This is a genomic window from Streptomyces sp. NPDC047917, assembly GCF_043204345.1.
Classification (GTDB): Bacteria; Actinomycetota; Actinomycetes; order Streptomycetales; family Streptomycetaceae; genus Streptomyces; species Streptomyces sanglieri.
The window spans coordinates 36563-50932 of sequence record NZ_JBIDCA010000020.1 but is presented as its reverse complement, the minus strand read 5'-3'; the positions used below and the strand labels follow the sequence as shown (position 1 = coordinate 50932).

15 protein-coding genes and 1 pseudogene are annotated in these 14370 nt (G+C 67.6%); 5 read left to right on the top strand and 11 right to left on the bottom strand.

Features of this window, described 5'->3' with window-relative positions:
- Window positions 1–101: 101 nt before the first annotated feature.
- Window positions 102–347: a hypothetical protein gene (locus ACGF8B_RS37835; RefSeq protein ID WP_392747024.1), complete on the bottom strand. Its 246-nt coding sequence runs from the start codon at window positions 345–347 to the stop codon at window positions 102–104.
- A gap of 255 nt (window positions 348–602) precedes the next feature.
- Between ACGF8B_RS37835 and ACGF8B_RS37830 the strand changes: the two genes are divergently transcribed.
- Both ACGF8B_RS37830 and ACGF8B_RS37825 read left to right on the top strand, forming a co-directional pair.
- Window positions 603–2072: a class I SAM-dependent methyltransferase gene (locus ACGF8B_RS37830; RefSeq protein ID WP_392747022.1), complete on the top strand. Its 1470-nt coding sequence runs from the start codon at window positions 603–605 to the stop codon at window positions 2070–2072.
- A complete protein-coding gene (locus ACGF8B_RS37825) occupies window positions 2069–3568 on the top strand; it encodes a peptide ligase PGM1-related protein (RefSeq protein ID WP_392747020.1) in 1500 nt (499 codons plus the stop codon). The genes ACGF8B_RS37830 and ACGF8B_RS37825 overlap by 4 nt, the downstream gene beginning before the upstream one ends.
- A gap of 403 nt (window positions 3569–3971) precedes the next feature.
- Here ACGF8B_RS37825 and ACGF8B_RS37820 read toward each other — a convergent pair whose 3' ends face one another.
- Window positions 3972–4586: a helicase associated domain-containing protein gene (locus ACGF8B_RS37820; protein ID WP_392747019.1), complete on the bottom strand. Its 615-nt coding sequence runs from the start codon at window positions 4584–4586 to the stop codon at window positions 3972–3974.
- A 773-nt stretch (window positions 4587–5359) separates the two neighbouring features.
- Here ACGF8B_RS37820 and ACGF8B_RS37815 point away from each other — a divergent pair.
- Complete coding sequence (locus ACGF8B_RS37815) at window positions 5360–5746, top strand: DUF6415 family natural product biosynthesis protein (protein ID WP_392747017.1); 387 nt, start codon at window positions 5360–5362, stop codon at window positions 5744–5746.
- A 185-nt stretch (window positions 5747–5931) separates the two neighbouring features.
- On the opposite strand, the gene ACGF8B_RS37810 is transcribed toward ACGF8B_RS37815, so the two are convergent.
- From ACGF8B_RS37810 to ACGF8B_RS37785, 6 genes are all read right to left on the bottom strand, one after another.
- Window positions 5932–6309, bottom strand: a complete 378-nt coding sequence (locus ACGF8B_RS37810) for a nuclear transport factor 2 family protein (protein ID WP_392747015.1) — start codon at window positions 6307–6309, stop codon at window positions 5932–5934.
- A gap of 227 nt (window positions 6310–6536) precedes the next feature.
- Window positions 6537–7172: a helicase associated domain-containing protein gene (locus ACGF8B_RS37805; RefSeq protein ID WP_392747014.1), complete on the bottom strand. Its 636-nt coding sequence runs from the start codon at window positions 7170–7172 to the stop codon at window positions 6537–6539.
- Window positions 7169–7738: a helicase associated domain-containing protein gene (locus ACGF8B_RS37800; protein WP_392747012.1), complete on the bottom strand. Its 570-nt coding sequence runs from the start codon at window positions 7736–7738 to the stop codon at window positions 7169–7171. Before ACGF8B_RS37800 ends, ACGF8B_RS37805 begins: the two co-directional genes overlap by 4 nt.
- Entirely contained in the window at window positions 7735–7980 is a 246-nt protein-coding gene (locus tag ACGF8B_RS37795; protein WP_392747010.1) for a transposase, read from the bottom strand. Before ACGF8B_RS37795 ends, ACGF8B_RS37800 begins: the two co-directional genes overlap by 4 nt.
- A 50-nt stretch (window positions 7981–8030) precedes the next feature.
- Window positions 8031–8468, bottom strand: coding sequence for a hypothetical protein (locus ACGF8B_RS37790; RefSeq protein ID WP_392747008.1), 438 nt, complete (start codon window positions 8466–8468; stop codon window positions 8031–8033).
- Between the two features lie 616 nt (window positions 8469–9084).
- Window positions 9085–9417: a hypothetical protein gene (locus tag ACGF8B_RS37785; protein ID WP_392747007.1), complete on the bottom strand. Its 333-nt coding sequence runs from the start codon at window positions 9415–9417 to the stop codon at window positions 9085–9087.
- Between the two features lie 75 nt (window positions 9418–9492).
- Here ACGF8B_RS37785 and ACGF8B_RS37780 point away from each other — a divergent pair, with 75 nt between their 5' ends.
- Both ACGF8B_RS37780 and ACGF8B_RS37775 read left to right on the top strand, forming a co-directional pair.
- Window positions 9493–9870, top strand: a complete 378-nt coding sequence (locus ACGF8B_RS37780; protein WP_392747006.1) for a hypothetical protein — start codon at window positions 9493–9495, stop codon at window positions 9868–9870.
- A gap of 164 nt (window positions 9871–10034) precedes the next feature.
- On the top strand, window positions 10035–10529 hold the full coding sequence (locus ACGF8B_RS37775; protein ID WP_392747005.1) for an NUDIX hydrolase: 495 nt from the start codon (window positions 10035–10037) through the stop codon (window positions 10527–10529).
- 13 nt (window positions 10530–10542) lie between these two features.
- Here the strand turns inward: ACGF8B_RS37775 and ACGF8B_RS37770 are convergent, their stop codons facing one another.
- The 3 genes and pseudogenes from ACGF8B_RS37770 to ACGF8B_RS37760 all read right to left on the bottom strand — a co-directional run.
- Window positions 10543–12183 carry an ISL3 family transposase gene (locus ACGF8B_RS37770; RefSeq protein WP_392747004.1) on the bottom strand — a complete coding sequence of 547 codons (1641 nt, stop codon included), beginning with the start codon at window positions 12181–12183 and terminating at the stop codon, window positions 10543–10545.
- A 234-nt stretch (window positions 12184–12417) separates the two neighbouring features.
- Entirely contained in the window at window positions 12418–12825 is a 408-nt protein-coding gene (locus ACGF8B_RS37765; RefSeq protein WP_392747002.1) for a RidA family protein, read from the bottom strand.
- 207 nt (window positions 12826–13032) lie between these two features.
- A pseudogene (locus ACGF8B_RS37760) lies at window positions 13033–14242 on the bottom strand (IS701 family transposase); the annotation flags it as partial.
- Window positions 14243–14370: the final 128 nt, after the last annotated feature.

The following is a 14370-nucleotide window of genomic DNA, read 5'->3' as shown; positions in this document are numbered from 1 at the left end:
GCGCCGCCCGCCGGGAGATTCACGAAGCGCCACTAGGGCGGCCCGGCCCGCGCCACGGTCGAAGGCCGCGACGGTGCCGGCCGCCGGGGCGTGTTCGACCTCTACCTCGTCAAGGAGTCCGAGCCGATCTCCGCGACCGCCGCCCGACCACACACCGCGTGTGCGGCGAATGCGGCGCGCGCCCCGACCAGCCCTGCACCCCGTGCGGCGACACCGGCCACGCACTGTGCCAGACCTGCACGCACATCGAGCGGTTCCGCTCCGCCCAGCGCCAGGCCACCGAACGTCGCGTCCATGTCCAGCAAAGGGCCGCCGAGCTCCTGGAACAGGACCTCGCCGTCCTCCACATCACCTACACCGACCGCGGCACCACCACCTCCGGCCGACGCCGCCCACCCTCCGCCCACACCTGTCTGCCACCACGACGGGGGTGTATCGCAAAAGGGCGGTCTTGTCTGTGTCCGGCGACTCCATCAAAGTTGGGGCTTGTTTGTTCCGAGGTGCGGGGCAGTACGAAATCGTCGTCACGCCCCGTCGTCGCGATGTTGTTGGCACGATCAGCTCCGGCCGTGGGCCGGACTGCTCTTCCTGGAAGGACGACTGTGGAAGCTCCGCGTCCCGAGTTGATGATCAATTCTTCTGAACGTCTTGAATCCGTGGTGGCCAAAGTAGTGCAGGAGTGCCAGAACGGGCTGCCGGAACAGGTGATCCATCTTTCGAGCGGCGTCGGGTGGCCGGAACTGCGGAAGCGTCTGAACACGTATGCGCGCCGGATCGAGGCATCCGTCGAGGAATGGGAGAGCGGCCTGCGGATGCGGCTCCCGCGAGCGGTGGTGACGATCGAGAAGGGGGCATCGTCCATCGTGGTCCATGGCCATCGCGCCGGACCGGGCGTTGCTCGCGGTGGCCCGTTGTTACCGGCGCCGGAGCAGGCCGCGGAAGTCTGGCAGCTAGCCGAGTACCTCACGGGTCCGCCGGCCGAGGCCAGCTCCGTACTCACCGGTGACGAGGAACGGCTCAGGACCGCGCTGAAGCACGAGAGCTGGCTGGTGGCCACGCTCGCGTGTGATGTGCTGAACCGGTCCGGGATCCCGGCGGTGCCGCGATTCGTGCGTGACCACGATCCCCACCAAAGCGTCGGAACGGGTGACGCCGACCACGGAGACGGTACGTTCACCGAGGTGTGGGAGGCCCGCATCAGCGTCGACGAGTACGCGCTCTTCGAAGCGGTACACCCGGGCTATGCGGTGCAGATGGTGGAATTGGGCCGCATGGTGCGGTCCCATTGCCGTTCTCTGCCGGACGCGGTGCTCGATGTGGGAAGCGGGCCCGGCCTGCCGACGGTGATGCTGGCCGAGATGTTCCCGGGCGCGCGGATCGACGCGGTGGAGCCCAGCCCGGCGGCCATCCCTCATCTGGTGAAGAACACCGCAGGTCATGCGGTGGCCGTGCACAGGACAGGGATCACCGACTTCGCCGGGCCTCGCGACTACCCGGTGACGGTTTCGGTCGGTGCCTCCCATCACATGGACACCCGTATGTTCCTGCGCGGCCTGAAGCGGCATACGGCGCCCGGGGGGCTGATTGTTGTCGCGGACGAGATGGTCGCTCCGTATGCGTCGGAATCCGAGCGGTCGCGGGCCATCATCGACCACCATTTCGTCTATATGGACCAGGCGCTCGCACACGTTCCGGACTCCCATCTCCCGCCTGCGGAGCAGCGCCGCATCCGGGCCCTGCGCGATACGGACCGACGGGCACCGGAGCGTGTGGCGGACCTCCTTGAAGAAGTGCGTCAGGACCGGTGGCTCCATATCGGGGATGACAGCCCGTGGCAGCGCGTGCGCTTCTGCGTTCTGGAGCTCGAAGCCCTGGTGGCTGGAGTCGACTACGACGTAGAGCGCAAAACCTGGGTGGAGAATTTCATGACCCTGGCTCAGGACGAGGGGCTGGAACCCGTCGAACACCGCCGTGTCCACGCCACGGTGGGAGGCCGTGACCTCGATGCGGGTACCCATGTTGTTGCTTTACGCAATCCCCACCTGCCGCCCATAGCTTCGAGGACATTGTGACTGAACCGCGTCGACGCCCCACGGCCCGTATCCACATCGAGAGCCGTGAGTGCAGCCCGCAACTGCTGGAGCGGCTGACCGGCGCAACGTACTTTCCCGAACGGCTGCTGGGGCCCGCGATCATCAACACAGTGTGCCGTCGCGACGGTCACCTGCTGTATGTGACAGCCCCAGACCTGATCGACGCCGACCAGCAGGTGGACTACTACCTGGGTCTTCTGTCGGGCGACGCTTACGCGGCCGGTACGGGCGAGCTGCGGCGGAAGCGCACCCTGGTCCGCATCGTGCCCCTTGACGATGTCTCACCCCGCTGGCTGAGCAGCAAAGTTCTCGATCCCGTCAGCACGCAGGCGGCCTCTGCGCGAGAGGTGCTGCGGGAGTTCTCGGACACGCACCGGCGCACCGGCGCAGATGTGCGGCTGAGCTATTTCGAGCCGTCCCGACTGCTGGAACAACTGGCCCGCGACCTGGAGGTGCCGGGCACTCAGGCTTCCGCTTCCCATATCCCACTGGGAACCAAGCACGCCGGCCGCCAGATCTTTGCCGCCGCCGGCATCCCGGTACCCGCGGGCAGCAGTGTGTGCCGTGACACTGCGGCACTCGCCGCCGAGGTGGCCAAACTGGTCAGGGCCGGGAAACACAAACTGGTGTTGAAACTCAACAGCACCGCGTACGGCGGGGGCTTGGGCAATGCTCTGCTCGAACTGGATGACGGGATCGCCTCGGCACCCGATGACAGCGTCGAGGAACAGATCTGCCGGGCGCTGCCCCATTCATCCCTGATGGACCCGAAGATCACATGGGACGACTATGTCACCCTGATGAAGGATTCCGGGGTGATCGCCGAAGAGATGATCACGGATGTCCCACTGCCCAGCCCGAGCTTCCAAGGGCGCCTGACCGACAACGGCACCGTGGAAGCCGTGTCCACTCACGACCAGGTCCTCGGTGCCAACGGCCAGAACTACCACGGCTGCACCTTCCCGGCCCACGCCGACTACCGGCAGCTGATCATCGAGTACGGTCTGAGGGTGGGCGAGGTACTGCTGGAGCACGGCGTCAACGGCGGAGACTACGGAGTGGACTTCCTCGCCACGCGATCAGGGCCCGGGTGGCGCCTGCTCGGCTGTGAGATCAACCTCCGTGCCACAGCGACCAAACACCCCTTCACCATGGCTCTGGGCCTACTCGGCGCAGAACCGACAGCGGACGGACGTCTCTTCGTGAACAACACCGAGTACGTCTATGAGGCCTCGGACGCCATCATGGACCAGCGCTACAAGGGGCTGCGCCCGGGCCAGCTCATCGAGGCCGTCACCGGTTCGCCGATCAACTTCGACCCGGTACAGAAGACCGGCGTGGTACTGCACATGATGAGCCCCGTCACGGAGTACGGGAAGTTCGGCGCCCTCTGCATCGGCCGAAGCCGCGCTCAAGCGGCAGCGCTCATGCGAGAACTGCAGGACCTCGCACAGCAGTTGGCTCCGTCGCAGTAGCCACCTGGGCACAGGCAAACCAGGCGTTCGTAGAGGGCGCGGGAGAATGCGGGCGCGGTTATGGACGCAGCTCACGGCGCCTCACAGCGTCGCGGACAGCTGGCGTTCCGCCTCATTGAGGACGAGGCCGGAGAGCGCTTCGGGTCCGCTGATCAGAGTGCGCAGGCCCGGCGGCCCGCCCTGCACGCGCAGGCCCGCGCCGCTCGGTGCGTACGGAGGCGTTCGACGCGATGGCGAGGGGGAGTGGGAGCACGCGGCCGGGGTGTGGCAGGAGACGGACCTGCTGCTGTGGAAGCCGCCCCACGTGCGGCGCGGCGGCAGCAGCCCGCGCCCTGTACTCCGAGACGCCGGTGGGGCCCGGGCTTGGACTGCCGTAGGACGATCCCCGCGACCGCCTGCGCCGCTACACCCTGCGCCACTGACCCCGGCCCGAGAACTGCGTGCTGACAGCGGGGCGGCCGACGACGGCCGTATCCTGTGCCGAGCGATGCGGGAGCCGTCGGCGACGAGGGATGACCGCAGGCGAGGGGACGGGGCGGCCGGCCGCGCGCAGCTCCTCGTTCTCCCGTGCCCTGCGGGCTGTGGCCCTCGCGTTCTTCGCCCATACCCCGATCGGATGCCTTTCCCACGTTGTGGTTGTCGGTGGGAGGAAGTGCCCGTGGACCGCGGCGTACGCGCGGGCGACGGCGATCCCATCCGCCCAGGCCGGGTTCTGCTCGGACCACACCATGCCGAGCTTCTCCAGCTCGGCGACCCGCCCGGCCCCCAGCATCCCTGCCGCGTAAGCGCGGCGCTGCTCGGCGAGCCACTGCCCGAGCGGATACCCACCGACCTCGCCCCAGTCCTCCGGCGTGATGACCGTGTACGGCACCCGCAGCACGGTGTTTCCGGTCTCGCGCAGCCACCGGCCGGCTGCCTGGATCCCGCGCCGCCAGTAGGCGCCTTCCCGGTCGATGACCCGCAACCGCACGAACCGGGCCAGCACGGCGAGGGCGCGGTCCTCACCGAACCGCAGCACCCGGCCGCTGCCCCGTCCCTCACCCCCGTCCCGTCCTCCAGGGCATCCTCGGCACTCTCGCCGTCGTGCTCCTGGTCCTCGTCGTGAGCGTCCTCCCGGCCGCTGCGGACACGGGGATCGGCGAGTGCCTCGATGGTGTCCGTGTCGTGCGCCCGCAGGACCCCGGGGACCTTCGAGAGGTCTTGTAGGCGTCCGACGTCACCATTTCATCGCCGCTTTCGCCCGGACCGAGGAATACCGGCACGATCAAAGTGGCGAGTCTCCCGCGCCCGGGACGGGGCCACAGGGCACGCCCGACCATTTGCACGATGTCGACCATCGTGGGAGCTCTCGCTTCCGTGTCCGGGATGGTTCTCAGTCTGGTGTCCGGTCTTGGGTGCCCTGGGTCGGGCCGATCGGGGGTGTTCTATGGGGTGATGAGCAGTGACGGCCCGGCGCTGGTGCTGGACAAGCAGTGAGGATCACTGGGTCAGGGATGTGAGAGCTCCCATGAAGTTCCGCAATTTCCCGCAATCTCGTTGAGGAACGACCGTCGGTCTCCGTAGCGTCGAACGACACGACGCACCCAGCACACGGAGGCGGCGCGCCACGAGCGCACCCACACCTGCCGGCCCTCAGCCGGAAGACCGCGGTCTCCGGCCGCCCGCCTTCGGTCGGCCCTCCCCGGCGCTGATCGCCCCCGCCGACCACGGCTACGCCCGCTTCCTCGACGTCCAGGCCCCGGACGCCGACACCGGCGACCACGACCAGGACGACGACGCGGCGGGTGCCCGTTGAGTGACACCCACGCCGTGCTCTACGACCCGCGCGGCCTGGTCGAGGCCGAACTGCCCCTGGACCGCGCTCTGCACGAGGCACTCATTACCGCCGTCCTCGCGTGGAAGAACCCGGACCTCGCACCCCGCGACTACGAGCAGATCGCCCTCCGGCTCGCCGGGCACGCCCGCGCGCTGGCCGCCGACGTCCAGCGCCACGCCGCCGCCCTGCCCAAAAGCGACGACCGAGGCGCCCTCGCCGAAGTCGTCCTCCGCGAAGCCGACGGACGCCTGTCCGCACCCCTCAAGGACAGCGCACACTGCGTCCAGAATCGCGCCCGCCTCGTACGGCCCCTCTACACGCGACTGGACCGCCTCACCGAACCCGTCCCGGCCGCACCGTAGTTGGCGGAGGGGGAGCGGCCCGAAGATCCCCAGGGCCTACACGCACGTCAGTGCGATGCCCCTGTTCAGGAGCCCACAGCATCGCACTCAAGTGTGTGTAGGGCCTGGGGGGCGGCGCCGCTGGCCCTGGACAGCGAGGGACCCCGGGCCGCCATGCGCCCCGGGTTCCTGTCCGCCGCGCACGCTCAGGAGGCCGACGGTTCGATCTCCCCCGCGAAGACGATGACCTGGTCGATGAGGCTCCGTCTCAGATGGACGATGTCCGTTCCCGCCAGGCGGGGGCCTCCATCCGGCGTGGTGAAGACCCACTGGTACCGGGCCCATTCGTCAGGCATGTCCACCGCTGAGCAGCGCACCATCGTGCCGGTCCCCGCCGGGTGGTGCCGGATGTCCAGCACGAACCGCTCGACCGCCGCGATTCCTTCGCTGCGGCCCAACGGCCCCCAGAAGACTACGTCTGAGGTCAGGGCCTGGGAGAGCAGGGCAGTCACATAGTTGTCGTCCGAGGCGTTGAACGCGGAAATGAACATGTCGATCGCGGAGCGTGCCGTCTTTTCCTGCATGCCCCAGTAATATCAGCCGTTACGCGTGCGCTCGTCCCGCGAGCCGCCTTCCGATCACAGTGGACCATCCCGGTCACAGGACTAGGGTCTGTCTCCTTGTTGAGCCGATCCACTGACCGGCGCCCCTGAATGCTGATGGCATCGCGAATGGAACCCTGCGCACATGGGCGCATTCGAGGACCGACTCGGCGGCCCTGTTTTGTCCAGGTCTGAGATTTCGGGCACGGCTACACCGCCGGTCCGTCGGCCGCTGCGACGACGGTGAGCCACCCACCGGGGCGAGGGCGGGGCGGAAGACTGCTGGAGAGGCGTACCCAGACATACCGATAATGATGCGTCTGTTCGAATTGGTGAGGTGGGCGGGCAGCTCCGGCGGACGGTTCTATCTGCTGGCGGCCCGTACGGAAAGACGTCCAGCTTGACCACCACAAGCCTGTCAGTGCCGCTCTGACGGCCTGTCGGGCCGTCTTCCGCTCCCAGGGGTGTTCGACGTGCTTGCGGGGGACTCGTAGGTGCCCTTCGCGGGCGTGGAACTGCTGTGCCGCCGCGAGGTTGGCCGCCCACTTCGTGTCCTGCGTCTGTTTCACCGGCCGTTCGTTCTCCTCGGCCGGTATGAGCTTGAGGGTGTTCTCCAGGATCCACTGCTGTACGGGTAGCAGCTGCTCCCACCCGTACCGCTGCGCGTTGACCCAGCGTCCGAGGTCTTCGCCCTGGACGACGACGTCGCCCACGGTCTCCGGCTGGGGGGCGCCGGCCCGGACGTGGTTCTGGACGAGCCGGTAGCCGCGCTGCCACCCCGTGTCCCAGACCGGGCACCACCCCGGATCGATCGCGTCCAACTCATCCCGCCGGGCCTCGGTCATCGCGCCGGGCCTCGGTCATCGCGCCGGGCCTCGGTCATCGCGCCGGCAGGCGAGGGGACGGGGCGGCCGGCCCGCGCGCAGCTCCTCGTTCTCCCGTGCCCTGCGGGCTGTGGCCCTCGCGTTCTTCGCCCATACCCCGATCGGATGCCTTTCCCACGTTGTGGTGTCGGGGGGAGGAAGTGCCCGTGGACCGCGGCGTACGCGCGGGCGACGGCGATCCCGTCCGCCCAGGCCGGGTTCTGCTCGGACCACACCATGCCGAGCTTCTCCAGCTCGGCGACCCGCCCGGCCCCCAGCATCCCTGCCGCGTAAGCGCGGCGCTGCTCGGCGAGCCACTGCCCGAGCGGATACCCACCGACCCCGCTCCAGTCCTCCGGCGTGATGACCGTGTACGGCACCCGCAGCACGGTGTTTCCGGTCTCGCGCAGCCACCGGCCGGCTGCCTGGATCCCGCGCCGCCAGTAGGCGCCTTCCGGGTCGATGACCCGCAACCGCACGAACCGGGCCAGCACGGCGAGGGCGCGGTCCTCACCGAACCTCAGCACCCCGGCCGCCGCCCCGCTCACCGCACCCCTACCCCGTCCCCGTTCTCCAGGACGTCCACGGCGTCGTCGTCGCCGTCGTGCTCCTGCCGGGCGACCATCGGCTCCACCGACTTGCGCTGCCCATCCGTGAGCAGGCCCCGCAGGTAGACCTGCCCCGACCGACGCTGGTCGTTCCTCGCGAACGGCTCGAATACCTCCGCCGCGAAGTCCTCCAACTCACCACATACAGTAGCGATCTCGTCCGGAGCCACACAATCGCTCACCACAACCGACCTGACCAAGCCCTACTAGGGTTCCGGCCAATGGCTTCGGGTCAGGTCCGCTTGCGGCTCGCGATCTCGTCAGAGAGCTGCTGCACGTGGGCGGGGTCCGCGTCCCGGGCAAGGGCGACGTAGTGGTCCATGACGGCCGGCCGGTAGCGCACGGGCAATGTCTGTCCTGGGGCGAGTCGGGTGAGCTCGGTGATCGTGAGGCCTTCGTCTGCGATACCGCGGAACGAGATGCCGTCGGCGGTCTCCACGTCGAATATCAGGACCACGCGTGGATTGCTGTTGACCTCCCGCCAGTCGACGAGAACGCCGAGCGCAAGCGCCCCCGTACGCAGTTCCGCATTGCGCTTCCGTGCATCACTGCTCAGGAGCGGGTTCGGGGCGACGCCCGGGAAGTCGGGCCCGACGCCGAGCGATTCCCGACTCAGGTCGGGCCTGAGCTGCGCCATCAGATCGTTGAGCTTCTTCTTTGAACCGAACATCCTGACCCCTCCCTCACACCGGTGCCGGAACCTCGGCCTGGCGCTTCGCCCTCGCTGCGATTGTACGTCGCGGCTATTCCCGACCTCTGTCGCATCGCCCCGTCCCGATGGGGTCGCCGTCTGCGGTCGCGGACGGGCTCGGTCGGTGCACCTGTCTGTCGGACGAGCCACGTCCGCACGCTGGCAGGAGGACCAAGCCGGCAGGTCGAAGAAGAACGAGCACAGCGGCTCGTGTCCACACCAACCCACTTGTGAGACAAATGGGAGAGCTGGAATCTAACAGCCCAAAGCCCTCTGAACTGACTGGGAGTTCTCGCTTCCGTGTCCGGGATGGTTCTCAGTCTGGTGTCCGGTCTTGGGTGCCGTGGGCCGGGTCGATCGGGGGTGTTCTATGGGGTGATGAGCAGTGATGGCCCGGCGCCGGTGCTGGACAAGCAGTGAGGATTGCCTGGTCACTGGGTGAGGATTACCGGGTCAGGGAAGTGAGAGCTCCCAGTGACTGAGCGCTTCACTTGGCGGGTGAGCGGTTCACTTGGCGGACGTGAGCGAAGGGCAATGGCCGGTCTTCGCTGACGAACCGGCGGGCGGCAATGCGCGCCCGCTGCAAGGCCGCCGTCTACAGGCCAAGGGCCAGCAGGATTGTGACCGTCGGCGGGACCGTCGCGACCCACCCCGCCCAGCGGCCCGCCATGGCCAGGGCGGGGTGGCGTCGGCACAGCCAGAAGGCCACCACGAGCAGTGGAGTAACTGTCCAGGACCCAAACCAACAGACCGTGAGGACCGCCACGGTATGAGGATGAACCTCCGCGGCCATCCCGGCCAAGGCCCCGAAGACGAACGCCACCGGAATCAGGGCCACCGCCAAGGTCGTGACCCACCGCAACGCCGCGTCCGTTGCAGCGGTTTCGGCGGCGCGGTCGGTGGTCAGGGAGGGTGTTGTCTCGCGCATGAGTACAGCCAATCGGCCCCGGCGCCGGTTCGCTTGCGCGGGTGTACTCAGGGTCGGTAGGTCTTCGTGCTCATCATGCCCAGGCAGCTGCTCAGGGCCGTAACACGGAGCTGCGGCGACTTTCCCCAAGACCTGCGCGATGCCCAGCTAGCCCTTCACGAGACCCGTGCCGCCAGCGAGCAGTACGCCGAGACCCTGCCGTGGTCGGCCGAGCCGATGCCCGGCTGGGAGAGCGACAAGCAGCTCCACAGCAACTACATCTCCGCGAAGCCGGACAGCCCCGGATACACCGAGGACCAGCACGCCGAGGTCGCACGCTTCCGCGCCCGGCTCCTGGAGCTCAGCACCACCGTGTCCACGTACCCCTTCTGGGACTCCGTCGAAGCCGGCGACCGCGTCGCGGCCCGCATGACGCTCAAGCACGCCCACGAGCCAGCCGAGGACGAGGCATAGCCATGCTCGGCCCCGACGGGATATCCGACCTGGACAACAACCGGGCCCTGGCTTTATCGAGCAGTAGGTTCTGGCTCAACTTCCGTGATCGGTAACGGTGAGCTACTGGGCTCGGCCCGCCTGTTCGATCACACCGCCTGGCTGCACGCAGCTAGCGTGTCCGGATGCCGTCTGTGAATCTGCGTCATTCAGTCCGCGCAATCATCCTCGACGAGGACGAGCGAGTCCTTCTCTGCCGGTTCACGATTCCAGAGCCAGCAGGAACCGTGGTGTGGGCAACTCCCGGCGGAGGGATCGAGCCGGGTGAGACGCCGCTTGCCGCGCTGAGCCGCGAACTGCAGGAAGAGGTTGGGCTTGCCGTCACAGCCGATCCGCCGCACGTCTGGCACCAGGAAGTTGTGGCCCCTGGACATGCCGAGGGCTACGACGGCGTCATCAACGACTACTTCCTCGTACGCACTGCCACATTCAAGCCGCGCGGAACCCTGTCCGACGACCAGCTTGCCGCGGAGTGCATCAGCGGTCTGAAGTGGTGGCACCCTCGCGAGATCGCGTCCTATGCCGGCTCGGACCTGTTCTCCCCGCGTGACCTCGCGTCTTCCTTGACGACATTGATCACCGCCGGTGCTCCGTCTAGACCCATCCGGCTCGGCCTGTGAACAGGCACTCTCTTCATGGCGCGAGCAGGACTCGCTTCCGCAGGAGGGCAAAGCCTGCGCGGCCGAACATCTGACGCTTGAGCATCTTGATCCGGTTCACGTGGCCCTCGACGGCGCCCGAGTTCCAGGGCAAGGTGAGTCCGGTGATGACGGCGTCGCGATCGCGGTCGATGCCGGCCGCAAGGGTGTGAAGGCTGGGCAGGTCGTCGCTGCGGACGGCGTCGAGCCATTGCGGGAGACGGTGGCCTTGGCGCTCGGTGAGCATTTCGGCGAAGGGCCGGACGTGGCCGGTGAGGGCTTCGAGTTCAGGGCAGTTGGCCAGGACTTCCTTCAGCCGGATGTGTTCGGTGTCGGTGAGAGTCTCTGGCCGGCGGAGAATCCACCGGGTGACAGCGCGAGGTGTTGGCGACTGGGCGGTGACAGGGCGGGGTGAAGTGCGCTTCTTCCTGATGTAGGCGTTGACGATGCCGTAGCTGCTGGTGTAGCCGAGCGGGATGATCTCCTCCCACAGCTTCCAGGCGTTCGCGCATCCCTCATCCCAGCGTTTGTCGAGGTAGGGCTTGTACTCGTCAACGGCCGTGGCTCGGTTGAACTGGTACTGGCCGGTGAAGAGGTCTTCCGGTCTGGCGGCGTCAGCCAGGCTCTTGACGGTTCGGTGTGTCATATGGAGCTGACGACCGATGGAACGGCGGCTGTGGCCTGCTTCGAGCATTGCGTGGACGGTGGCGTGTCTGGCCCGGATGCGGTTGGCGAACCGGACACTCTTCCACGGGGAGGCCGGGGTCTCCCCGGACAGCACAGGCTCGTCCGCTTCCTCCTTCCCGACCGATTCGGGCAGGATGACGCGCAGACACTGGCGATGGCGGGCGACAGCACGCTGGGCGGCATCACCGAGGTTGTTCCACAAGTGCCACCGGTCAGCGACCTGGATGGCTTGTGGTGCCCCGGCCCTGGTGCCGTCCGCGAAGAACGGCGCACGGTCGCGGCAGACGACCTCGATCCCGGGACGAGCGGCGAGCCACCCGGCCACGCTGGACGCCTCCCGGTCGGGCAGCAGGTTCACCGGTCGTCGGGTCTCGACGTCGACCAGCACGGTGCCGTGGGCATGGCCCCTGCGGGTGGCGTACTCATCAACGCCGACCACCCGAGGAGACGGGATATCCGGCTCGGGCAGGGTCCTGATCAGGCGCAGGACCGTGCTCCGGCTGACGGACACGCCCAGAACCGCGGACAGTCGGGCACCGGCCCGGCCCGCCAGGGCGAGACCTACCGAAGCGAGCGTGGAGCGCAGCCGCTCGGTGCGCTGGCCGTGCTTCCGGGTCAAGCCGGGTATCTGTTCGACGAAGGTCCGCCGCGGACACACTCTGTCCAGACACCGGAAGCGCAGGACGCGCAGGCGGAGTACGACTCTTCGCCCACCACTCGGGACATCGGCGGGAAACCGCAGGTAGGAGCTGTGAACCCGAGCCGACCAGATGCCGCACTGCGGGCAGGCGGCGCCCCGCGAAGTGCTGTGCGCGTCAACACGGACTATCGCGATATCGACGTCTACCGACAGCACCGCGACGTCCGCGATCGACGGGAACAACAGCTCCTGCAACCGGAGCACAACTTCTCTCACGGGCGAGACTGCCAGCCCCACCACGGTGATCATGATCTCTTTTCGGTCTGCTTCTCGCGCCACCCAGCAGCCGCCAACCGTCACTCAGAGTCGCCCTTGCACGGAAGTTGAGCCAGAACCGCAGTAGTGACGTCACTTGTCGATGGGTTTGGGAGGCGCCCAAAACCACGGTCGGGTGATGTTGATGAGTTTGGGAGGCATGGCGGCTCTTGCCAGGGCAGCATCGGGGTGCTCTTGGTGAAAGGTGCTGGTCATGCCGCGGGTGTCTCAATCGAGCACGGCGGCGACGGCCTCGATCTCGACGAGTTGGTCCTGGTAACCGAGCACGGTGACGCCCATCAACGTGCTGGGGACGTCATGGTCAGCGAACGAGTCCCGGACAACCTGCCAGGCGGCCACCAGGTTCTCCCGCCGGGCCGATGCGACGAGAACCCGTGTGCTAATGACGTCCTGGAGTGACGCGCCTGAGGCAGTAAGAGCGGCCTGCATGTTCTCGATGGCTTTCGCCGCTTGGCCCGCGTAGTCCCCGATCGCTGCTGTGGATCCGTCATTGTTCAGCGGACACGCTCCTGCAAGGAAGATCAGGCGTGACTCGGCGGGCGCCGTGGCCGCGTAGGCGTACTCGGCGACGTCGGACAGGGCAGTGGAGCGGATCAAAGTGATGGCACGAGCCACGGTCGTGGGGGCCTTTCCCCTCGAGGGTTCAGCGCGGACATCCTGTCAACGGCCAGTTGGCTTCCGCCTTCCCTTTTCTCGCCGCCCCGCGAGAACGCCGTCACTTCCGCTCGACATTCACGAACCGCGTGATCACCAACTGACTCCGGAACCAGTCGACAAATGCTGTTCCCAGTACTCCAGCCGTAGATCGTGATCTTGCTGGTGGGCGGCCTGCCGTTGGTAGTGGCAGGCCCGGGCCTGATGGCGGCGTCGCCAGTCGGACCAGTGGAGCCGGCGCGATTGTGTGGATGGGCTGGGTGACGAGCGTGGTGAACAGGTGCTGGATCTCGTCGCAGGTCAGCGGGAGCAGGTCGTCCGGGGCTGGTGCGTTCGTGGGCGGTGGCTGCGGCGAGGAATGCATGGGCGAGCATCGCGAGGGTGACCCAACGGTGCCAGGACGTCCAGGGTCTGACCTGGTGTTCGTCCAGTCCGGCGAGGCCCTTGCCGGACTGGAACATCTCTTCGGCCGTCCATCTGAGTCCGGCCACTTTTACCAGGGTGGACAGCGGCACCTGGGTCGCCGAGTAGCAGCGGTAGTAGGCGAGTTCACCGGTGCTGCGGTTGCGGCGGACAAGTAGATGGTGGTGGCCGGGCTCCTCGTCGATGATGTCGGCCAGGGCCCAGTCGTAAGTAGCGATGCCCCTTGGCTCTGGCGCCTGCGGAAAGTTTCTGCCAGGCCCGTTTCGGGAGCCTCTCGACCAGGGCGTCAGCGCGGATTTTGCCCGCGCGGGTGGTGATCTGATGGTCGCAGGCAACGGCGAGGACGTAGCCGAGCTGCCGTTGCTCCAGCGCGGCCCGCAGGTGCGGGTTGTTCCCGTAGACCTCGCCGCCCGCCACCCAGGAGACGAGGATGCCGGCGTCCAGGGCGCGGGCGATCATGCGGGCGGCGAGATCGGGTTTCGTGGCGAAGTGCACGGTGTCGGGTATCCCGGCGGCCTGGCAACGGGACGCGTCCTGGGTCCAGGAGCGCGGTACATAGAGCTCCCGGTCGATCGCTGCGTGGCCGCGCGGGGTGGAGTAGGCGAGGTAGACGGCGACCTGGCTGTTCTTAATGCGTCCGACGGTGCCGGTGTACTGGCGCTGAGCTCCGACCGTGGCAGTGCCCTTCTTGAGATCGCCGTCTCATCGACGACCAGCACCGCGTCATCGTCCTGCAGTTGCTCGATGACGAAGCCGCGGAGGTCGTCGCGGACCGCGTCGGCGTCCCACCTGGCCCTGGACAGCAGATGCTGCAAGCCGTCCGGGGTCGCGTGCCCGGCGTGCTCGGAGAGCGTCCAGCAGTTCTTGCGCGGAAGGTCAGACAACAGGCCAAGGACGAACTCCCGTGCCCGGCGCCGCGGTTCCGCCGCGCGAACCGTGGCGCGATGCGGCCCATCAGGGCCTCGAACATGTCCTGCCAGCGGGCAGGATCTATGCTGTGACCTCCGGCCACCGACTGATCTTTTGTCTTCACACACTGATGATCACCGGTGGCCGTGTCCGTTCCCGGACCAGCCCGCCAAC